Below are 20,647 nucleotides of genomic sequence, written 5' to 3'. Positions count from 1 at the left end.
TCCGTCGCACCCACGCATCGAGGAGACCGGCATGGCCGGACAGGCGGACGAATTCCTGCAGGGCTGGCAGGCGCTGGCCCGGGATTCGTGGGACGCGTGGCTGCGCGGCCTGCAGCCGCCGGCGCCGGCGGGCGGCGCCGCGGACGAACCGCTTCCGCACATGGCGAGCCTGAAACCCTACCTGGACTGGCTGCAGGGCATGGCCGCGGGCACGACCCATGCCGCACCGGCCTGGCCGGCGCAGGGCGGCCCGTTTCCGCACGCTTCCTTCCCGGGCGGGCCGGCGTTCGCCGTGCCTCCGCCTGGCGCCGATCCGGGCGCGGCATGGCTGGCCTGGTGGCAGCAGGCGCTGGCGCAGCCGGCCGGCGCCGCCCCGGTGGCCGCCTTCGGCTACACCCGCGAACAGCAACTGCAGCAGCAGGCCTTGGCCGCGGCGATGGCGGAATGCCGGGAAACCGGCGCGCGCTACCAGGCCCTGCTGCAGCGTGCCGGCAGCCAGGGCGTCGCGCGCCTGCAGGCGAAGCTGGCGGACATGGCCGCGGCAGGACAGGCGGTGGATTCGCTGAAGGCGCTGTACGACCTGTGGGTGGACGCCGCCGAGGACGCCTATGCCGAGATCGCGCTCACCGACGAATTCCGCGAAGCCTACGGCGCGATGTCCAACGCGCAGATGAAGCTGCGCCGCCTGCAGCGCCAACTGGTCGAGCAGTGCAGCCGCGAACTCGGCGTGCCCACGCGCGGCGAGGTGGACAGCCTGGGGCAGCGACTGCAGCAGGTGCGTCGCGAACTGCGTACTGTCCGCGGCGATGCCGGCACCGGTGCACTGGCTGCCGTGCGCGCCGAACTGGATGCGCTGGCCCGGCGCCTGGACGCGCTGGAAGGCCGCCGCGACATGGCCGTAAAGACGGCCAGCCGCCCGGTGGCGAAACGGGCGAAGGCACCGCCCGCCGCGAGGCGCGCTGCGCCCCCCGCAAAGCGGCCCGCGCCGCGCGGTCGCAAGTAAGGAGCCGTCATGTCCAGTCCCTTGCGCATCGACCCCGCCCGCGCGCTGCAGGAAATGGCCGAGTTCCAGCGCCGTCTCGCCGCCGGCCTGCCGCGGCTGCGCGGCCTGTCCGAGCCCGGTTACGCCGATACGCCGCGCGAAGCCGTTTACCGCGAGGACAAGCTCACCGTCTGGCACATGCTGGGCGAACGCGAACCCACGGCGAAGACGCCCACGCTGATCGTGTACGCCCTGGTCAACACGGTGTGGATGACCGACCTGCAGCCCGACCGCTCGCTGGTGCGCAACCTGCTGGCGCAGGGCGAGGACGTCTACCTGATCGACTGGGGCTACCCGGACGGCGCCGACCGCTGGCTCACGCTCGACGACTACCTCAACGGCTACCTTGACCGCTGCGTGGACGCGGTGCGCGCCCGCCACGGCCTGGACGCGGTCAACCTGCTCGGCATCTGCCAGGGCGGGGCATTCTCGCTGTGCTACACCGCGATGCACCCGGAGAAGGTCAGGAACCTCGTCACCATGGTCACGCCGGTGGATTTCCGCACGCCGGACAACATGCTCTCGCACTGGGTGCAGGACGTGGACGCGGACCTGTTCGTCGACACCCTGGGCAACGTGCCGGCGGCGCTGATGAACTGGGTCTACCTCACGCTGAAGCCGGTGCGCCTGCTGCAGCAGAAGTACGTGGCCATGGTCGACATCCTGGACAAGCCGGCGGAGCTGGAGAATTTCCTGCGCATGGAGCGCTGGATCTTCGACTCGCCCGACCAGGCCGGCGAGGCGTTCCGCCAGTTCATCAAGGATTTCTACCAGGGCAACAAGCTGGTGAAGGGCACGCTGGAGATCGGTGGCCGGCCGGTGGACCTCGGCATGGTCACCCAGCCGGTGCTGAACATCTATGCCGAGCAGGACCACCTGGTGCCGCCCGACGCCTCGCGTGCGCTGGCCCGCCACGTGGGCAGCACCGACTACACCGAGCTGCCGTTCAAGGGCGGCCACATCGGCATCTACGTCTCCGGCCGCGCCCAGCGCGAGGTGGCGCCGGCCATCCATCGCTGGCTGGCGCAGCGCTGAGAGCCTGTTCAAAGTCTCCCCGTGGCCCGCGCCGGGAGCTGTTTGCGCGCGCTCTCATCATCCCTTTGCCGGGCAGGAGGGCGGCCAGTCCTCCGCGCCTTCCGGCTGCCACACGAAGAACTCGCCGGACAACGGTCCCTTCGTGTCGCGCGCGAACAGCAGCGACTTGCCGCTGGGCGAGAAGGCCGCGCCGATCTCGCTGCCGTTGGCGTCCACCTCGGGGCCCAGCCTCTGCTTCGGCCCCCAGCGGCCGTCCGGCTGGCGCCGGCTCAGGTAGAGCCCGTCGGACGCCATCACGACCAGCCGCTTGCCGTCGGGGGAGGGCAGGGCCTCGTACTCGTCGCCGGCCGCGTTGATCGCCGACCCCAGGTTTTCCACCTGCCAGTGGCCGGCGGCGTCCGGACGCGCGCGCCAGATGTCGGTGCGCCCCAGTCCGCCGGGGCGGTCCGAGCCGAAGTACAGCCAGCCGTCCGTCGCCGGACGCGGAAACCATTCCTGGGCGCGGGAGTTCACCGGTGCGGGCAGGCGCTGCGGTTCGCCCCAGTGGCCGTCGGCCCCGCGCTCCACGCGCCAGAGGTCGAGATCCTTGTGCCGGGCGCCATCGGTGGAGCGGGTGGAGATGAAGTAGAGCCATCTGCCATCCGGCGTGAGGAAGGGGTCGGCTTCGACACCGTCGCCGGCAAAACTGGCATCCACCGGCGTGCCCCAGCCGTGCTTGCCGCAATGGCTCACCATGATCCGCCAGCCCCTGAACGCGGGCGAGCTGCGCACGAAGTAGAAATCGCCGTGGCGCGGGTCGAAGGCGCCGTGCGATTCGAACATCGGCGTGGAGATGCCGGGCGGCGCCCAGTGGCGCACCGATCCGGGCGCAGCGGCGTGCGTGACGGAACAGGCCGCCGCACCGACGGCGACGAGCGTGGCGAGGCCGTGTCGGCGGGCTTTTCCGCGGGCGCGTGGTGGCATGGCGTACTCCATGGCGTGGCGGGTGAAAGCGCACTCTAAGCCAGCGATCGAGCGGGCGGATGTGCCGGCCGCATGCTAGGCTTGCGAGCGGAGGCGCGCAGCGCGCCATGGCCCGATCCGGAGGGGCGATGAACGTCCAGAAGCGACTTTGCCGTTCGAGCGATCGGATGCTGGCCGGCGTGTGCGGCGGCATCGCCGACTATCTCGGCTGGGATCCCACCATGGTGCGGATCGGCTGGATCATCCTCACCTTGCTGGGCGGCTCGGGCATCCTGATCTACCTGATCCTGTGGCTGGTGATGCCGCAGCATTGATTCCGCCGCGACGCCTTCCCGCCCCGACGAGCACGAACCACTCGATGGATTACGACCGCTACGACCGCGTCCGTGCCGTGCAATGGCACGGCGACCGCCTGCGCCTGCTGGACCAGCGCCTGCTGCCCCAGCAGGAACACTGGATCGACTGCCGCGACGCCGCCGCGGTGACGCAGGCGATCCGCGACCTGGTGGTGCGCGGCGCCCCGGCCATCGGCATCGCCGCCGCCTGGGGCGTGGTGCTGGCCGCGCGGGCAGGCGAGCCGCTGGAGCCCGCGCTGGCGATGTTGCGCGCCGCGCGGCCCACCGCGGTGAACCTGATGTGGGCGCTGGACCGCATGAAGGCGCGCATCGCCGCCGGCGCCGATGCCGCCGCGCTGGCGCGCGAGGCGCAGGCGATCCAGGACGAGGACCTCGCCGCCAACCGCCACATGGGCGAACTCGGCGCGTCGCTGATCGAGCCGGGCGCGGGCGTGCTCACCCACTGCAACACCGGCTCGCTGGCCACCGCCGGCTTCGGCACCGCGCTGGGCGTGATCCGCGCCGGCGTGGCGTCCGGTCGCATCGCGCGGGTGTACGCCGGCGAGACGCGCCCCTGGCAGCAGGGCGCGCGGCTGACCATGTATGAACTGGTGCGCGACGGCATCCCGGCGAAGTTGATCGCCGACTCGGCGGCGGCGCACCTGATGCGTGCGGGCGAGGTGCAATGGGTGATCGTGGGCGCCGACCGCATCGCCGCCAACGGCGACACCGCCAACAAGATCGGCACCTACCAGCTGGCCATCGCCGCGCGTCACCACGGCGTGAAGTTCATGGTGGCGGCGCCGTCGTCCACGGTGGACATGGCCACGCCCGACGGCGAGGCCATCGAGATCGAGCTGCGCGACCCGGCCGAACTGCTCTCGACCGCGGGGCGCCGCACGGTGGTGGAGGGCGCGGAGGCGTGGAACCCGGTGTTCGACGTGACGCCGGCGGAACTGATCGATGCCATCGTCACCGAGCGCGGCGTGATCGAGCGGCCGAACGCGGCCGCCATGCAGGCGATGTTCGGCCGGTGAGGCTGCGCCGCGAGATCGCGCTGTTCGCGCTCGGCGGCGCGATCGGGCTGGTGGTGGACGCCGGCGTGGTGCAGGCGCTGGTCTCGCTGGCCGGCTGGAACCCGTACCTGGCACGCGTGCTGTCCTTCATGTGCGCGGCCAGCGCCACCTGGTGGTGGAACCGCCGGCACACCTTCGCCGGACGCAGCAGCGGCCGTTCCGCGGGCTCGGAATGGCTGCACTGGCTGGGCCTGATGAGCCTGGGCGCGCTGGTCAATTACGGGGTATACGCGGCCCTGCTGCTGGGTTTCCCGTTTGCGCACCGCTGGCCGGCCGCGGCGGTGGCCGCCGGTTCGCTGGTGGCCGCGGCAGTGAACTTCGGCACCGCGCGGGGAGTGCTTTTCCGGCATCCGGAAAGTGGCGCGTAAGTCGTTGATTCTCAAGGCGCAAAGACTGTCAATTTGACGCCGTTCGTGGTACCCTTCCGCAATTGCCTCCAGCCCGCTTGCGCGCATGCACGAGGCGCGCGCTAGGCGGTCTTTTTCCATCCCCAGGGAAGCCGATTGATGGCAGAACTCGCCAAAGAAGTCATCCGCGTCAACATCGAAGACGAGATGCGCCAGAGCTACCTCGACTACGCCATGAGCGTGATCGTGGGCCGCGCCCTCCCGGACGTGCGCGACGGCCTCAAGCCCGTGCACCGCCGCGTGCTGTTCGCGATGAACGAACTGGGCAACGCCTGGAACAAGCCCTACAAGAAGTCGGCCCGCGTGGTCGGCGACGTGATCGGTAAGTACCACCCGCACGGCGACGCGTCCGTGTACGACGCCATCGTGCGCATGGCGCAGCCGTTCTCGCTGCGCTACATGCTGGTCGACGGCCAGGGCAACTTCGGCTCGGTCGACGGCGACAACGCGGCGGCGATGCGTTACACCGAGGTGCGCATGTCGCGCCTCACCCACGAGCTGCTGGCGGACATCGACAAGGAGACGGTCGACTTCGGGCCGAACTACGACGAGTCGGAGCAGGAGCCGCTGGTCCTGCCCACGCGCGTGCCGAACCTGCTGATCAACGGCTCGGCCGGCATCGCGGTCGGCATGGCCACCAACGTGCCGCCGCACAACCTCAACGAAGTAATCGCGGCCACCATTGCGCTGATCGACGAGCCCGCGCTCTCGGTCGACGACCTGATGCAGCACATCCCCGGGCCGGACTTCCCGACCGCCGGCATCATCAACGGCGCCGCCGGCATCGTCGAGGCCTACCGCACCGGGCGCGGCCGCATCCTGGTGCGCGCCAAGACCGAGATCGAGACCGAGCCGAACGGCCGCGAGACGATCATCGTCCACGAGATCCCGTACCAGGTGAACAAGGCGCGGCTGATCGAGAAGATCGCCGAGCTGGTCAAGGAAAAGCGCATCGAGGGCATCAGCGAGCTGCGCGACGAGTCCGACAAGGACGGCATGCGCGTCGTCATCGAGATCCGCAAGGACGCGATGGCCGACGTGGTGCTCAACAACCTGTTCCAGCAGACCCAGCTGCAGGTCACCTTCGGCGTGAACATGGTGGCGCTGGTCGACGGGCAGCCGCGCCTGCTCAACCTCAAGGAGATCCTCGAGGCCTTCATCCGCCACCGCCGCGAGGTGGTGACCCGCCGCACCATCTTCGAGCTGCGCAAGGCGCGCGCCCGGGCGCACATCCTGGAAGGCTTGACCGTCGCGCTGGCCAACATCGACGCGATGATCGAGCTGATCCGCAATTCCGCCTCGCCGGCCGAGGCGCGCGAGCGCATGCTGGCGCGCAAGTGGGAGCCCGGCATGGTGGCCGCGCTGCTGGCCGCGGCCGGCGCGGAAGCCTCGCGTCCCGAGGACATGGACCCGCGCGACGGCCTCAAGCCGGACGGCTACCAGCTGTCCGACGCGCAGGCGCAGGAGATCCTCGCCATGCGCCTGCACCGCCTGACCGGGCTGGAGCAGGAAAAGCTGTCCGACGAGTACCGGCAGATCCTCGACACCATCCGCGGCCTGATCGAGATCCTCGAGAACCCCGACGTGCTGCTCAAGGTGATCCGCGAGGAACTGGAAGCCATCAAGGCCGAGTACGGCGACGCGCGCCGCACCGAGATCCAGCATTCGCAGGAAGACCTCGACGTGCTCGACCTGATCGCGCCCGAGGACATGGTGGTGACGCTGTCGCACACCGGCTACATCAAGCGCCAGCCGGCCAGCGCCTACCGTGCACAGCGGCGCGGCGGCAAGGGGCGCTCGGCCTCGGCGCTGAAGGACGAGGACGTGGTCGAGCAGCTGTGGGTGGTCAACACCCACGACACCCTGCTCACCTTCACCAGCACCGGCCGCGTCTACTGGCTCAAGGTCTACCAGATGCCCGAGGCCGGCCCGGGCGCGCGCGGCAAGCCGATCATCAACCTGCTGCCGCTGGCCGCGGGCGAGAAGGTGCAGGCCGTGCTGCCGGTGCGCGAGTACGCCGGGGACCGCTACGTGTTCTTCGCCACCCGGCACGGCACGGTGAAGAAGACCCCGCTCACCGAGTTCGCCTTCCAACTGCAGAAGGGCAAGCAGGCGATCAAGCTCGACGAGGGCGACGCGCTGGTCAACGTGGAGCTGACCGACGGCAACAGCGACATCCTGCTGTTCGCCTCCAACGGCAAGGTGAACCGCTTCGACGAGAACACCGTGCGCTCGATGGGCCGCACCGCCACCGGCGTGCGCGGCATGCGCCTGGCCGAGGGCGAGGAAGTGGTCTCGCTGATCGTGGCGGCCGAGGGCGACGTGCTCACCGCCACCGCGCGCGGCTACGGCAAGCGCACCGCGCTGGACGAGTTCCCGAAGAAAGGCCGCGGCACCCAGGGCGTGATCGGCATCCAGTGCTCCGAACGCAACGGCGCGCTGGTGGCCGCGGTGCAGGTCACCGAGGGGCACGAGCTGATGCTGATTTCCAACCAAGGCACCCTGGTGCGCACCCGCGTGGCGGAAATCTCCCAGCTTGGCCGCAACACCCAGGGCGTTACCCTGATCCGGCTGCCGGCCGAGGAATCGCTGGTCAGCGTGGTGCGGCTGGAGGCGGACGAAGACGTCGGCGACGACGGCGCGGCGCCCGAGCCGGAGACGGACGCCGCCTGAGTCTGCCGTCACGACGAAAGCCCCGCCTGGCGGGGCTTTCGTCTGTAGCCTATCGGCGATCGACCGAATACCTGCCCGGACCGGTGAGGCAGAGCAGCAACAGGCCGCCGGCGATGGCGAGGTTCTTGTAGAAATTGATCATGTTGGCCATGCGTTCGGCGCCGTCCATGCTCCAGTAGTGGTGTCCCACCAGCGCGGTGCCCAGCGTGTACAGCACCATCAACAGGGCCAACGGGCGCGTCCAGAAACCGAGCACGATCGCCAGGCCCACCACGAATTCCATCAGGATCACGACGATCGCCGCCACGGCGGGTAGCGGCAAGCCCTCCGCCCCCATGTAGGCGGCGGTGCCGTGGAAGTCGGTCAGCTTGTTCCAGCCGAACAGCACGAACAGCACCATCAGCAGGATGCGGGCCAGCAGCAGGACCTCGTTCCTGCGGCTTTCGAGCAGCGCGTAGCGCATGGCGTTCTCCTCCCGCGCCCGGGTTGGCCGTATCGTCGACCCGCAGCGGGCGCCACGGGACGACTATACGCCGAGCGGCCGGACGCGCGCCCGGCTCAGGCAGGGACGGCGGCCAGCATCGCCTCCGCGCTGGAAACGCGGAATTCGCCCGGCGCCTCCACGTGCAGCTGGCGTACCACACCGTCCTCGGCGTACAGCGCGAAGCGGCGCGAACGCAGGCCCATGCCGTAGGCGCTGCCGTCCAGTTCCAGTCCCAATGCGCGGACGAAGGCCGCGTTGCCGTCGGCGAGCAGCTTCAGGCCCGGCGGCACCCGTTGCGCGGTGGCCCAGGCCTGCATCACATAGGCATCGTTGACGGCCAGGCACATCACCTCGATGCCACGCTCGCGGAATTCATCGTGGTGCGCCACGTAGCCGGGAAGGTGCCGGTTCGAGCAGGTGGGCGTGAAGGCGCCGGGCACCGCGAACAGCACGGCCCGGCGCCCCGCGAACAGGGCGCCGGTGCGTGCGGTCTGGATATCGCCGTCGATTACGCGGATCTCGACGTCGGGCAGGGGCTGGCCGGGCTGGATGCTCATGGCGTTCTCCGAGGGGGAACGCGCATCGTAGCGCCAGCCCGCCTCAACCGGTGGCGGGCGCCAGGCCGTCGCTGCAGTCGACGCGGTGGCCGGGCGAGATGACGTCGCTCTGGCGGATGGTCACCACGCGGTCGCCGTGGATCAGGAACCAGAAGGTCTGCGGGCCGGTGTACTCGCCGTAGGTGTTGGGGGCGCTGATCATCGCGCACACCGACCAGCCGTAGAGCGTGCCCGCGCCGTCCGGCGCCCAATCGCGGCGTGGCCGGGAGACATGGCCGAACTGCAGTTCGCCGGCGCCCTTGAGGTTGCTCTCGCTCCACGTGCGCACCAGCGCCTTGTAGTCGGGCGGGTAACGGCCGAAATCCGCATGCGCGAGGCTGGGCCGGGGCGCGCTGGCAACGGGCACGCCACCGCAGCCGGCAAGCGTCGAAGCGGATAGGAATATTCCCAGAAAGGTGCTGATTCTTCTCATGTTTTCAGTCTATGTGAAGGTCATGTGAAGAAACTGCGCGGAACGTCACGTTGCCAGCAGCCCGCGATTGCCGCAGAGGTGAATGACGGCTGCAGCACGGGTATCGGCGGACCCGGCAGACGCCTTGAATCGGGGCGCAGGACACCTATCTCGGAGGCAAGCGGCGTTGGGTGCCGCGCCTATTGCAGAGGAGATCCGAGATGACCGTGACCCGTCACGTGAGCTGGGGCATGCCCCGCGAGATCCAGGCGTTCCGCCAGGCCTTCGACCGCTTCCTGGGACAGGAAGAGAGCGACCAGTCCAACGTGGTGACCAGCCAGTGGGCGCCGCAGGTGGACATCAGGGAGGAAGACAAGCGCTTCGTGATCTTCGCCGACATCCCCGGCGTGGATCCGGCCTCGATCGAGGTGAGCATGGACAAGGGCATCCTCACCATCAAGGGCGAGCGCACGATGGAGCAGAGCGAGCAGGTCGGCCGCTTCACCCGGCAGGAGCGGCTGCATGGCGTGTTCCATCGCCGCTTCAGCCTGCCCGACAGCGCCGACGCGGAGAACGTCACTGCCAGCGGCCGTCATGGTGTGCTGGAAATCTCCATTCCGAAGAAGCCGGAAACCACGCCGCGCCGCATCGCGATCGATACCGCGCACTGAGCGGGTTGCAGGCGCGGCCCACGGCGGACGATGATCCTCCGTGGGCCGCGCGTTCGTTTCGTCTGCCGGCAGGCGCATGCCTGCGCGGTCCGCGCACAACGGGGACGCGGTGCCGACTGTCTTTTCCGGTCTCCGGTCAGGAGTGGCTGTGGAGTTCAAAGACTATTACGAGATCCTGGGCGTGAAGCCCGGGGCCAGCGAGGCGGAGATCAAGACCGCCTACCGCAAGCTGGCGCGCAAGTACCATCCGGACAAGAACAAGGAAGCCGGGGCCGAGGAAAAATTCAAGGCCGCCAACGAGGCGCAGGAGGTGCTGCTCGATCCCGAGAAGCGCCGCGCCTACGACCAGCTGCGCGCCGGCGGCTACCGCGGCGGCGAGCAGTTCCGGCCGCCGCCGGGCTGGGGGCAGGGCCAGCACTTCGAGTTCGGCGAGGGCGGCGATTTCAGCGACTTCTTCGAGAGCCTGTTCGGCCGCGCGGCCGGCGGCGCACGCGGGCAACCGCGCGCGCGCCGCGGGCAGGACGTGCAGGCGCGGGTGGAGATCGACCTGCAGACCGCCTTCGATGGTGGCCGCACGCGGCTGGCCATGCACGACGGCGGCGGCGAGCGCGTGCTGGAAGTGAAGATCCCGGCCGGCATCCAGCCGGGGCAGGTGATCCGCCTGGCGGGGCAGGGCCATCCCGGCATGGGCGGCGGCCCCAGCGGCGACCTGTTGCTGGAAGTGGGCATGCGCGACGACGCGCGCTTCCGGCTGGACGGGCGCAACGTGCTGCACGTGCTGCCGGTGGCGCCGTGGGAAGCGGCGCTGGGCGCCACGGTGCCGGTACCGACCCTGGCCGGCGCGGTGGACCTGCGCATTCCGGCCGGTTCGCAGTCGGGCCGCAAGCTGCGCCTGAAGGGCCGCGGCATGCCTGGTACGCCGCCGGGCGACCAACTGGTGGAACTGTCGATCCGCACGCCGCCAGCGGACACTGATGCACAGCGCGAGGCCTACGAGGCGTTGCGCCAGCGGTTCGAGGGCTACGACCCGCGCCATTGAGCGGTGCGCGGCCGGACCGATACGAAAACGGCGCCTCCAGGCGCCGTTTGCATGCGGGAAGCGCGGACCGTCAGGCCGGCAGCAGTTCCTTCAGCGTGCTGACCAGCTCGTCTTCCTTGATCGGCTTGGTGACGTAGGCCTTGGCGCCCTGGCGCATGCCCCATACCTTGTCGGTCTCCTGGTCCTTGGTGGTCACCAGCACCACCGGGATGTGCGAGGTGCTTGGGTCCTTGCTGATCGTGCGGGTGGCCTGGAAGCCGTTGAGGTTCGGCATCACCACGTCCATCAGGATCAGGTCGGGCAGCTCGCGCTTGGCGACTTCCACGCCGGCGGCGCCGTCCTCGGCGGTCAGGGTCTCATGGCCAAGCTTCTCGACGATGCGCTTCAGGCCCAGGAGCTGCGACGGGGAATCGTCGACGATCAGGATGCGTGCCATAAGATTGGGTGTCCCCTTGTTGTTCAGATGGATTCTAAGCCGCCCGGACGGCGCTTCCAAGCGCGGCGGTTCAGCCGCCCGCCACGCGCACCACGGTGCGGCCGAAGGAATCTCCGGCCAGCATGCGCGCGAACACCCCGGGCAGTCCGTCCAGCGTGACCTCGCGGGTGGCGATGCGCTCCAGGTGGCGCGGCCTCCAGTCGCCGGCCAGGTGCCGCCAGACGCGATCGCGGATGTCGCGCGCGGTGCCGGCCGAGGCCACGCCGAGCAGGTTCACGCCGCGGATGATGAAGGGCATCACGGTGCTTTCAAAGCCGATGCCGCCGGCATTGCCGCAGATCGCCACGTTGCCGTAGGGCGCGACCAGCGGCAGCAGCCCGGCCAGCATCGCGCCGCCCACGTTGTCCAGCGCGCCGCCGAAGCGGGCCGAATCCATCGGCTTGCCGCTGAAGACCAGCGCGTGGCGATCGATGCATGCGGCGGCGCCCAGCGACTTCAGGTGGTCGAAGTGGTCGGCCTTGCCGCTGATCGCATGCACCTCGTAGCCGGCGCGGCTGAAGATGTCGATGGCGAGCTGGCCCACGCCGCCGCTGGCGCCGGTGACCGCGACCGGGCCGAGCGCGGGCGTCTGCCGGTTGTCCTGCATGTGCAGCAGCGCCAGCGCGGCGGTGAAGCCGGCGGTGCCCAGGAACATGCTCTCGCGCAGCGACAGGCCGGGCGGCAGCGGGATCGTCCAGCGCGCATCCAGCCGCGCGTATTCGGCGTAGCCGCCGTCGCGTGTCTCGGACAGCCCGCTGCCGGTGCACAGCACCGCGTCGCCTTCCCGGAACGCCGGATCGGTGGAGGCGACCACGTGGCCGGCGAGGTCGATGCCGCCGTTGAGCGGATGCCGACGCAGGATCCTGCCCTTGCCGGTGCCGGCCAGCGCGTCCTTGTAGTTGACCGAGGAGTACGCGACCTTCACCAGCACTTCGCCGGGCGTCAGCGCGTCGGCGTCGATCTCCTCGATGCCGGCGCGATAGCCGGCGTCGTCGTCGTGGATGCGGAAGGCGCGGAAACGGGTCATGCGGTTCCTCCTGCTCAGGCGTGCACGCTGTCGCGGTCGATCCACTTGGGCTGGTAGCTGCCCTCGTAGGCCTGCATCCAGTCGAACAGCGCGCCGGCGTCCTCGCCGAACCAGACGCTTTCGCGCTGCTCGGGGCGCACGAAGCGCTCGGCGACCATGTGGTCCATCATCGCGCGCAGGTTGCGGTAGTAGCCGCGCACGTCGAGGAAGGCGCAGGGATAACGGTGCAGGCCGAGCTGGGCCCAGGTCAGCATCTCGAACATCTCGTCCATGGTGCCGAAGCCGCCGGGCAGGGCGACGAAGGCGTCGGACAGCTCGAACATGCGCGTCTTGCGCTGGTGCATGGTGTCCACCACCACCAGTTCGGTGAGGCCGGCGTGCGCCACCTCGCGCTCGACCAGCTGGCGGGGGATCACGCCGACGACCCTGCCGCCGCCGGCCAGCACCGCGTCGGCGACGATGCCCATCAACCCCACGTTGCCGCCGCCGTAGACCAGCGCGATGCCGCGCTTCGCCATTCCGGCGCCGAAGGCGCGCGCCTGGTCGGCGTATTCGGGATGCCTGCCGGGGCTGGAGCCGCAGTAGACGCAGAGGGCGGTGGGTTGGGGCATGTCGGGACTCGCTTTTTGCTCGTCATTCCGGCGCAGGCCGGAATCCAGTTCGAGTGATGCGTCCGAAGGACACAAAACCCTTTTGAGTGCTTCGCACGGCGTATTGAAACTGGATTCCGGCCTGCGCCGGAATGACGGCGGTGAAGGTTCCGGGTGGTTCAAACGGCACGGCCCGCCCATGTCGCCACGAGCGGGCCGTTATGGCCATCCAGGGGCGTCAGTTGCCCTTGTGGATGGCGCGCTTGTCCACCGACAGCGCCGCCTCGTGCACGGCTTCCGACAGGGTCGGATGGGCGTGCACGATGCGGGCGAGGTCCTCGGAGGAACCCTTGAACTCCATCGCCACCACGCACTCGGCGATCAGCTCGGACACGCCCGGGCCGACCATGTGCACGCCGAGGATGCGGTCGGTTTCGGCATGGGCGAGCATCTTCACCTGGCCCACGGCCTCGTTCATCGCCACGGCGCGGCCGATGGCGGCGAACGGGAAGGTGCCGACCTTGTAGGGCACGCCTTCGTCCTTGAGCTGCTTCTCGGTCTTGCCGGCCCAGGCGATCTCCGGCTCGGTGTAGATCACCCACGGGATGGTGTCGAAGTTGACGTGGCCGGCCTTGCCGGCGATCCACTCGGCCACCGCCACGCCTTCCTCGGAGCCCTTGTGGGCCAGCATCGGGCCGCGCACCGCGTCGCCGATCGCCCACACGCCGTCCACGCCGGTGTGGCAGTGCTCGTCGACCACGATGCGGCCGCGCTCGTCCAGCTTCACGCCGGTGTCGTCGGCCAGCAAGCCGGTGGTGTAGGCGCGGCGGCCCACGGCCACCAGCAGCTTGTCCACCACCAGCTCGTGCGCGCCGTCCTTGTCCTCGTAGGTCAGCGCGACTTCGTTCTTCCTGACCTCGGCCTTGGTCAGCTTGGCGCCCAGCTTGATGGCGAGGCCCTGCTTCTCGAATTCCTTCTTGGCGATCTTGGCCACGTCGGCGTCGGCCACCGCGAGGAAATCGGGCAGCGCCTCGAGGATGGTGACCTCGGCGCCCATGCGCTTCCACACGCTGCCCAGTTCCAGGCCGATCACGCCCGCGCCGATCACGCCGAGGCGCTTGGGCACTTCGGTGAAGTCCAGCGCGCCGGCGTTGTCCACGATGTGCTTGCCGTCGAACTTGGCGAACGGCAGCTCGATCGGCACCGAACCCGAGGCGAGGATCACGTTGGTGGCGCTGATCGTCTGCTTGCTGCCGTCGGCCGCGGTGATCTCCACCTGGTTGCCCTTCAGCAGCTTGCCGGTGCCGAAGAACGGGGTGACCTTGTTGGCCTTGAACAGCTGGCCGATGCCGCCGGTGAACTGCTTGACGATCTTGTCCTTGCGGCCGATGAAGGCGGCCATGTCGACCTTGGCGCCTTCCACGCTGATGCCGTGCACCGGGAAGTTGTGCGCGATGTTCCAGTACTGGCGCGAGGAATCCAGCAGCGCCTTGGACGGGATGCAGCCCACGTTGAGGCAGGTGCCGCCCAGCGCCTGCTTGCCGTCCTTGCCGGCGAAGGCGTCGACGCAGGCGGTCTTCAGGCCCAGCTGCGCGGCGCGGATCGCGGCCACGTAGCCGGCCGGGCCGGCGCCGATGACGATGACGTCGAATTTGTCGCTCATGTCGTTTCTCGCTTTGTCCCTCTCCCGCCGGGAGAGGGTGGCCGAAGGCCGGGTGAGGGTGCGTGCGGAGCGAGGCGTCGCGGCGGTGCCGGCGGGCCCTCGCCCCACCCCTCTCCCGGCGGGAGAGGGGCTCGGGCGCTTACAGGCCCAGCAGCATGCGTTGCGGGTTCTCCAGCTGGTCCTTGATGTCGACCAGGAACAGCACCGCGTCCTTGCCGTCGATGATGCGGTGGTCGTAGCTGATCGCGATGTACATCATTGGCGCGGCAACCACCTGGCCGTTCTCGACCACGGCGCGTTCCTTGATCGTGTGCATGCCGAGGATGGCGCTCTGCGGCGGGTTCACGATCGGGGTGGAGAGCAGCGAGCCGAAGGTGCCGCCGTTGGTGATGGTGAAGGTGCCGCCCTGCAGGTCGTCCAGCGACAGCTTGCCGTCGCGCGCCTTCTTCGCGTAGTCGGCGATGCCCTGCTCGATGTCGGCGAAGCTCATGTCCTGCACGTCGCGCAGCACCGGCGTCACCAGGCCCTTGTCGGTGGACACGGCGATCGAGATGTCCTGGTAGCCGTGGTAGATGATGTCGTTGCCGTCGACCGAGGCGTTGACGATCGGGTGGCGCTTCAGCGCCTCGGCGGTGGCCTTCACGAAGAAGCTCATGAAGCCCAGCTTGATGCCATGGGTCTTCTGGAACTGCTCGCCCAGCGACTTGCGCATCTTCACCACCTCGGCGAGGTTCACCTCGTTGAAGGAGGTGAGCATCGCGATGGAGTTCTTCGACTGCATCAGGCGCTCGGCGATGCGGGCGCGCATGCGGGTCATCGGCACGCGCTCTTCCGGGCGGCTGCCCGGGGTCGGCTTCGCGGCCGGCGCGGCGGCGGGAGCCGGGGCGCTGCCGCCCTTGCCGTAGTTGACCAGGTCTTCCTTGGTGACGCGGCCGTCGCGGCCGGTGCCGGCGACCTTGGACGGGTCGATGTGCTCCTCGGTGGCGACGCGGCGGCCGGCCGGGGACAGCTCGTCCACGCCGGCGGCGGCCTTGGGCGCCTCGGCCCTGGCGGGAGCGGGCGCGGCGGCCTTGGGCTCGTCCTTCGCGGCCGGCGCGGGCGCCGGCGCGGCGGCGCCTTCCTCGATCACCGCGATCACCTGCTGGCTGTTCACCGTGTCGCCGGTCTGGTGCCTGATCTCCTTGATCACGCCGTCGACCGGGGCCGGCACTTCCAGCACCACCTTGTCGGTTTCGAGGTCGACCAGGTTCTCGTCGCGCTTCACCGCGTCGCCGACCTTCTTGTACCAGGTGGCGATGGTGGCGTCGGAGACGGACTCGGGCAGGACAGGGACTTTGACTTCGGTGGACATAAATGGCCCTTGGGTTTGTCGCGCTCGTTGAACGCTAAGGATCGGGGTGCGGCCGTCCTGGCCGCGTGATTCGGGAAGCTTACTCGGCGGAGTGGTCGGTGCCGACCGGGGCGACCAGCGCCTGCTCGACCAGCGCCGCCTGTTCGGCATTGTGCGTGTTGAGGTGGCCCGCCGCCGGCGCCGGCGAACGCGCGCGCCCCGCGTAGGAGAGGCTGTGCTTGCTGCCGATGCAGGCCTGCAGGTGGTGGCGGATCTGGAACCAGGCGCCCTGGTTCATCGGCTCCTCCTGGCACCACACCACTTCCTTCGCGGCCGGGTACTTCTCCAGCTCGGCGGCGACCTCGGGGCGCGGGAACGGGTAGAGCTGCTCCACGCGCACGATGGCGACATCGCTCTGGCTGCGCTTCTCGGCATCCTCCAGCAAGTCGTAGTAGACCTTGCCGGAGCACAGCACCACGCGCTTGACCTTCTTGGCGGGCAACTCGCGATGCTCGCCGATCACCAGCTGGAAACCGCCCCTGGCCAGTTCGTCCAGCGAGGACACCGCCAGCTTGTGGCGCAGCAGCGACTTCGGCGTCATCACGATCAGCGGCTTGCGCACGTCGCGCAGCATCTGGCGGCGGATCATGTGGAAGGCCTGTGCCGGCGTGGTCGGCACGCAGACCTGCATGTTGTCCAGCGCGCACAGCTGCAGGAAGCGCTCGAGGCGGGCCGAGGAATGCTCCGGACCCTGGCCCTCGTAGCCGTGCGGCAGGAACAGCGCCAGGCCGCACAGGCGGTTCCACTTGGCTTCGCCGGAGCTGATGAACTGGTCGATCACCACCTGGGCGCCGTTGGCGAAGTCGCCGAACTGGCCTTCCCAGATGTCGAGCGTGTCGGGATCGGTGGTGGAGTGGCCGTACTCGAACGCCATCACCGCCTCCTCGCTGAGCAGCGAGTCGATCACCTCGACGTCGGCGCCCTCGCGCACGGCGGCCAGCGGCATGAAGGTGTGGCCGTCCTTCTGGTCGTGCAGCACCGCGTGGCGGTGGAAGAAAGTGCCGCGGCCGGAGTCCTGGCCGACCAGGCGCAGGTTGTAGTCCTGGTCGACCAGGGTGGCGTAGGCCAGGTTCTCGGCGAAGCCCCAGTCGCCCGGCAGCTCGCCCGCGGCCATCTTGGCGCGGTCGCCGTAGATCTTCGCCACGCGCGATTGCAGGGTCAGGTCGGCGGGCAGGTCGAGCAGTTTGTTGGCCAGTTCGACCAGCTTCTTCTTCGGCACGCCGGTGTCGACCTTGTCCGACAGCCGGCCGTTGAGGAAGCGCGTCCAGTCGATGTGGATGTCGCGTTGCGGCGCCGGGTCCAGCTCGGTCATCGGCTTGCCGGCCTCGAGGCGGTCGCGGTAGGCGTCGAACAGCTTCTGGCCGTCGCCTTCGGCGATCACGCCTTCCTTCACCAGCTGCTGCGCGTACAGCTCGCGCGCGGTGGGGCGCTTCTTGATGACCTGGTACATCACCGGCTGGGTGGCCGACGGCTCGTCGGCCTCGTTGTGGCCGTGGCGGCGGTAGCAGACCAGGTCGATCACCACGTCCTTGCGGAAGGTCTTGCGGAACTCGTAGGCGAGGCGGGTGACCTCGATCACCGCTTCCGGGTCGTCGCCGTTCACGTGGAACACCGGCGCGTTGACCATCTTGGCCAGGTCGGTGCAGTACATCGTGGAGCGCGCGTCCTGGGGGTTCGAGGTGGTGAAGCCCACCTGGTTGTTCACCACCACGTGCAGCGTGCCGCCGATCTTGAAGCCGCGCGCCTGCGACATCTGGAACAGTTCCATGTTCACGCCCTGGCCGGCCAGCGCGGCGTCGCCGTGCACCAGCACGGCCAGCGATTGCTGGCGCTCGGCGTCGTGGCGGCGCATCTGGCGTGCATGCACCGAGCCGGCCACCACCGGGTTGACGATCTCCAGGTGCGAGGGGTTGAACGCCAGCGCCACGTGCACGCCGCCCTTGGGCGTCTTGACGTCGGCGGAGAAGCCCATGTGGTACTTCACGTCGCCGGAATGGGCGGGATCGTCGGGATGCTCGAACTTGCCCTCGAACTCGTCGAACAGGGTCTTCGGCGGCTTGCCGAGGATGTTGACCAGCACGTTCAGGCGGCCGCGGTGGGCCATGCCGATCACCAGCTCCTTGACGCCGTTGTCGCCGGCGGCGCGCACCACGTCGTCGATCAGCGGGATCAGGCTGTCGCCGCCTTCCAGCGAGAAGCGCTTCTGGCCCACGTACTTGGTGTGCAGGTAGCGTTCCAGGCCGTCGGCCGCGGTCAGTTCGGCCAGCACGCGCTTCTTGCCGGCGGCGTCGAGGCCGGCGCTGCCGTTGGCCTGTTCGAGGCGGCTGTAGACCCAGTTGCGCTGGGCGTGGTCGCTGATGTGCATGAACTCGGCGCCCACCGTGCCGGTGTACACCTTCTTCAGCCGCGCCCACAGTTCGCGCAGCTTCATGCGCTGGCCGCCGCCGGCGTAGGTGCCGCAGTCGAACTCGGTGTCCAGGTCGGCGTCGGACAGACCGTGGAAGGCCAGGCCCAGGTCGGGTGGCGGCAGGCGCTCGACGAGGCCGAGCGGGTCGAGGTCGGCGGCCAGGTGGCCGCGCGAGCGGTAGGCGGTGAGCAGGCGCAGCACGCCGGCCTGCTTGCGCGCATGCTCGTCGCTGACCGGCGCGGCCGCGACGAGGCCGCGGCGCTGCTTCTGCGCGGCCTCTATGCGCGCAATGGCCGCGGTATGGGAGACGTCCCCCGACTCGCGGCCCTTGAAGGTTTCGAAGTAGCGGCCCCATTCGGCGGGGACCGACGCAGGATCGGCCAGCCAGGTGTCGTACAGGGATTCGACGTAATCGGCGTTGCCGCCAGCGAGTTGGGACGACTCGAAGAACTCGCGGATCAGATGTGTGCTCACGTCACCACCGGCAGGGAAGGGAGGCTTGCAACGGCCGGGTTCGGGGAAAGGCCGCTGGCGAAAAATCCCGTTAATTATAGCCCGCGGCTGCTGCGCCGCGACAACCCGGAGGATCGTCGAATGCCCTTCGCATGGAGGCGCGATTCAGCCAGTCCGCCACGGCTGCCGGGGCTACAGGTCCAGCGGCAGCAGGCCGGTGGCGCGAGCCGAGCGCTCCCACACCTCGTCGAACCGCTGCTGCAGCGGCACCTGGGCGGCGCGGTCGCGGCCGGCGGCGCGGCCCTGCGGCCGGCTGGGGTCGGGCAGGAACAGGTAGCCGCCGGCGTCGGTAAGCAGCCAGGCCGAGGCGCAGGTGCGGTCGGCCGCTTCCAGCGGGGTGCGCAGGCGCCACACGCTGGGCAGGCGCTGAGCCAGCTCCAGCAGGCGGTGCCCGTCGCGCGCCGCCGCCTCGGGCTCGTGCAGCAGCAGGCGGATCTCCGCGCCGCGGCCGGCGGTGGCGATGCGGCGCAGCTCGGCCAGCTCCGCCGCGCTGGCCCAGGCGTCCGGCGACAGGCGCGGCAGGTGCAGGCACAGCCGGCGCCGTGCGCCGGCGAGCAGCCGCAGCCGTGCCTGCGCCAGCGCCTCGTGGCCGTCGAAGGAGAACGGGGCGTCCTCCTCCGGGGTCATCGGTGTCGCGGCCGGTGCGGCAGCAGGTGGCCCTCGTTCACCAGCGCCAGCAGCAGGGCCAGTTCGTCCTGCGCCAGCGGCAGGTCGGGGGTGAAACCGCGTTGCGCGCACAGCCGCTGCGCCAGTGCCGGCGGGGCCGGCCAGGCCTGCCCGTTGGCGAACAGCGTGGCGGTGGCCTTGCCGCGGCTCCAGGCCATGCGCGACCAGGGATGGCGCAGCAGCTGCGCGCCGTCCCGCAGGCGCTTGAGCAGGGCCGTTTCGCCCAGCGGCTTGGCGGGCGGTGCCGGCGTCTGCGCATTGCGGTAGCGGGTGATGAAGCGGCCGAACCAGTCGCGTAGGGTTTCCTCGTCCAGGGGCGCGGCGAACGGCAGGGCGGCACGCAGCCGCGCCAGTGCGGTGCGGTCGATCTCGCCCGCGGCCTTCGCCGGGGCGAGGTCGGGGTCGGCGTAGCGCTGGTTTTCGTCGAGGCGCTCGGCGAGGTAGTCGGCCAGGTCGCCGGTGAGTTCCGCCCGCGAAGGCGCGCGCATGCCGACCGAGAAGGTCATGCACGGTCCCCCGAAGGCGACGCCGTCATGCGGCACGCCGGGTGGCAGATACAGCATGTCGCCCGGCTCCAGCAGCCACTCGTGGGTGGGTTCGAACCGCGCGAGCTGCTTCAGCTCCACGTCGGGGCGGAAGTCCTTCGGCGCGTGCGGGTCGGTGCTGATCGCCCAGTGGCGCTGGCCGAGGCCCTGCAGCAGGAACACGTCGTACTGGTCCACGTGGGCGCCCACGCCGCCGCCGGGCTCGGCGTAGGAGACCATGATGTCGTCCACGCGCCAGCTGGGCAGGAAGGCGAACGGCTCGAGCAGGGCGGCGACGTCGGCGTCCCACTTGTCCACGTCCTGCACCAGCAGGGTCCAGTGGGCATTGCCGGTCTTGGCGAAGTCGGCCTCGGCCAGCGGGCCGGTCTTCACCTGCCAGCGCCGACGCGCCTCGTCGTGGCGAATCAGCCGGGCCAGCACCCCTTCCTCGCAGGCCAGGCCGGCCAGGTCCTCGGGCGCGATCGGCGGCGTGAAATGCGGGAACGCGTTGCGGATCAGCAGGGGGCGTTTCTGCCAGTAGTCGCGCAGGAACTGCGCGGGGGTCATGCCCAGCGGGAGCCTGGATGTACCGCGTACCTCGATGGGCAGCGGCTTGCGGGAGGGAGCGAGGTTGGTCATCCGGGCATTGTAACCGTGCG

Annotated in this window: 20 protein-coding genes; 8 read left to right on the top strand and 12 right to left on the bottom strand. The window is 69.7% G+C overall.

All coding sequences use genetic code 11. The features are described from left to right. The first annotated feature begins 31 nt into the window (after nucleotides 1–31). Nucleotides 32–1,003, top strand: coding sequence for a poly(R)-hydroxyalkanoic acid synthase subunit PhaE (locus QMK61_RS00800; RefSeq protein ID WP_302069780.1), 972 nt, complete (start codon nucleotides 32–34; stop codon nucleotides 1,001–1,003). A gap of 9 nt (nucleotides 1,004–1,012) precedes the next feature. Next, a complete protein-coding gene (phaC, locus tag QMK61_RS00795) occupies nucleotides 1,013–2,077 on the top strand; it encodes a class III poly(R)-hydroxyalkanoic acid synthase subunit PhaC (RefSeq protein ID WP_302069779.1) in 1,065 nt (354 codons plus the stop codon). Between the two features lie 57 nt (nucleotides 2,078–2,134). Here phaC and QMK61_RS00790 read toward each other — a convergent pair whose 3' ends face one another. Next, nucleotides 2,135–3,040, bottom strand: a complete 906-nt coding sequence (locus QMK61_RS00790; protein WP_302069778.1) for a hypothetical protein — start codon at nucleotides 3,038–3,040, stop codon at nucleotides 2,135–2,137. 128 nt (nucleotides 3,041–3,168) lie between these two features. Here QMK61_RS00790 and QMK61_RS00785 point away from each other — a divergent pair, with 128 nt between their 5' ends. From QMK61_RS00785 to gyrA, 4 genes are all read left to right on the top strand, one after another. After that, complete coding sequence (locus QMK61_RS00785) at nucleotides 3,169–3,354, top strand: PspC domain-containing protein (protein WP_302069777.1); 186 nt, start codon at nucleotides 3,169–3,171, stop codon at nucleotides 3,352–3,354. 44 nt (nucleotides 3,355–3,398) lie between these two features. Further along, nucleotides 3,399–4,412, top strand: a complete 1,014-nt coding sequence (gene mtnA, locus QMK61_RS00780) for an S-methyl-5-thioribose-1-phosphate isomerase (protein ID WP_302069776.1) — start codon at nucleotides 3,399–3,401, stop codon at nucleotides 4,410–4,412. Next, nucleotides 4,409–4,819, top strand: coding sequence for a GtrA family protein (locus QMK61_RS00775; RefSeq protein WP_302069775.1), 411 nt, complete (start codon nucleotides 4,409–4,411; stop codon nucleotides 4,817–4,819). Before mtnA ends, QMK61_RS00775 begins: the two co-directional genes overlap by 4 nt. A gap of 138 nt (nucleotides 4,820–4,957) precedes the next feature. Then, on the top strand, nucleotides 4,958–7,531 hold the full coding sequence (gene gyrA, locus QMK61_RS00770; RefSeq protein WP_302069773.1) for a DNA gyrase subunit A: 2,574 nt from the start codon (nucleotides 4,958–4,960) through the stop codon (nucleotides 7,529–7,531). Nucleotides 7,532–7,580: 49 nt separating this feature from the next. Here gyrA and QMK61_RS00765 read toward each other — a convergent pair whose 3' ends face one another. The 3 genes from QMK61_RS00765 to QMK61_RS00755 form a co-directional block, all read right to left on the bottom strand. Further along, on the bottom strand, nucleotides 7,581–7,994 hold the full coding sequence (locus QMK61_RS00765) for a DoxX family protein (protein WP_302069772.1): 414 nt from the start codon (nucleotides 7,992–7,994) through the stop codon (nucleotides 7,581–7,583). A gap of 95 nt (nucleotides 7,995–8,089) precedes the next feature. Further along, entirely contained in the window at nucleotides 8,090–8,572 is a 483-nt protein-coding gene (locus tag QMK61_RS00760) for a peroxiredoxin (protein ID WP_302069770.1), read from the bottom strand. A gap of 43 nt (nucleotides 8,573–8,615) precedes the next feature. Then, nucleotides 8,616–8,978, bottom strand: coding sequence for a hypothetical protein (locus QMK61_RS00755; protein ID WP_302069769.1), 363 nt, complete (start codon nucleotides 8,976–8,978; stop codon nucleotides 8,616–8,618). A gap of 266 nt (nucleotides 8,979–9,244) precedes the next feature. Between QMK61_RS00755 and QMK61_RS00750 the strand changes: the two genes are divergently transcribed. Next, nucleotides 9,245–9,694 carry an Hsp20/alpha crystallin family protein gene (locus QMK61_RS00750; protein ID WP_302069768.1) on the top strand — a complete coding sequence of 150 codons (450 nt, stop codon included), beginning with the start codon at nucleotides 9,245–9,247 and terminating at the stop codon, nucleotides 9,692–9,694. Between the two features lie 148 nt (nucleotides 9,695–9,842). Continuing rightward, nucleotides 9,843–10,733, top strand: a complete 891-nt coding sequence (locus QMK61_RS00745; RefSeq protein WP_302069767.1) for a DnaJ C-terminal domain-containing protein — start codon at nucleotides 9,843–9,845, stop codon at nucleotides 10,731–10,733. Nucleotides 10,734–10,803: 70 nt separating this feature from the next. On the opposite strand, the gene pilH is transcribed toward QMK61_RS00745, so the two are convergent. The 8 genes from pilH to QMK61_RS00705 all read right to left on the bottom strand — a co-directional run bounded on the left by pilH (nucleotide 10,804) and on the right by QMK61_RS00705 (nucleotide 20,627). Beyond that, nucleotides 10,804–11,169, bottom strand: a complete 366-nt coding sequence (gene pilH / locus QMK61_RS00740) for a twitching motility response regulator PilH (protein ID WP_302069766.1) — start codon at nucleotides 11,167–11,169, stop codon at nucleotides 10,804–10,806. 70 nt (nucleotides 11,170–11,239) lie between these two features. Next, complete coding sequence (locus QMK61_RS00735) at nucleotides 11,240–12,235, bottom strand: acryloyl-CoA reductase (RefSeq protein ID WP_302069765.1); 996 nt, start codon at nucleotides 12,233–12,235, stop codon at nucleotides 11,240–11,242. 14 nt (nucleotides 12,236–12,249) lie between these two features. Beyond that, on the bottom strand, nucleotides 12,250–12,846 hold the full coding sequence (locus QMK61_RS00730; protein WP_302069764.1) for a TIGR00730 family Rossman fold protein: 597 nt from the start codon (nucleotides 12,844–12,846) through the stop codon (nucleotides 12,250–12,252). A gap of 217 nt (nucleotides 12,847–13,063) precedes the next feature. Beyond that, the gene (lpdA, locus tag QMK61_RS00725) at nucleotides 13,064–14,488 is read right to left on the bottom strand and encodes a dihydrolipoyl dehydrogenase (RefSeq protein WP_302069763.1); all 1,425 of its coding nucleotides are present in this window, start codon (nucleotides 14,486–14,488) and stop codon (nucleotides 13,064–13,066) included. A gap of 139 nt (nucleotides 14,489–14,627) precedes the next feature. Beyond that, nucleotides 14,628–15,839, bottom strand: a complete 1,212-nt coding sequence (gene odhB / locus QMK61_RS00720) for a 2-oxoglutarate dehydrogenase complex dihydrolipoyllysine-residue succinyltransferase (protein ID WP_302069762.1) — start codon at nucleotides 15,837–15,839, stop codon at nucleotides 14,628–14,630. 79 nt (nucleotides 15,840–15,918) lie between these two features. Then, nucleotides 15,919–18,759: a 2-oxoglutarate dehydrogenase E1 component gene (locus QMK61_RS00715; protein ID WP_302069761.1), complete on the bottom strand. Its 2,841-nt coding sequence runs from the start codon at nucleotides 18,757–18,759 to the stop codon at nucleotides 15,919–15,921. 171 nt (nucleotides 18,760–18,930) lie between these two features. After that, the gene (locus tag QMK61_RS00710; RefSeq protein ID WP_302069760.1) at nucleotides 18,931–19,425 is read right to left on the bottom strand and encodes a hypothetical protein; all 495 of its coding nucleotides are present in this window, start codon (nucleotides 19,423–19,425) and stop codon (nucleotides 18,931–18,933) included. Continuing rightward, entirely contained in the window at nucleotides 19,422–20,627 is a 1,206-nt protein-coding gene (locus QMK61_RS00705; RefSeq protein WP_302069759.1) for a cupin domain-containing protein, read from the bottom strand. Before QMK61_RS00705 ends, QMK61_RS00710 begins: the two co-directional genes overlap by 4 nt. Between the last annotated feature and the right edge of the window lie 20 nt (nucleotides 20,628–20,647).

The organism is Fulvimonas sp. R45 (genome assembly GCF_030504985.1).
In the GTDB taxonomy this organism is placed as follows: domain Bacteria; phylum Pseudomonadota; class Gammaproteobacteria; order Xanthomonadales; family Rhodanobacteraceae; genus Rhodanobacter_A.
Note: the sequence above shows the minus strand (reverse complement) of the source record. Positions and strands in the feature narration are given on the sequence as shown.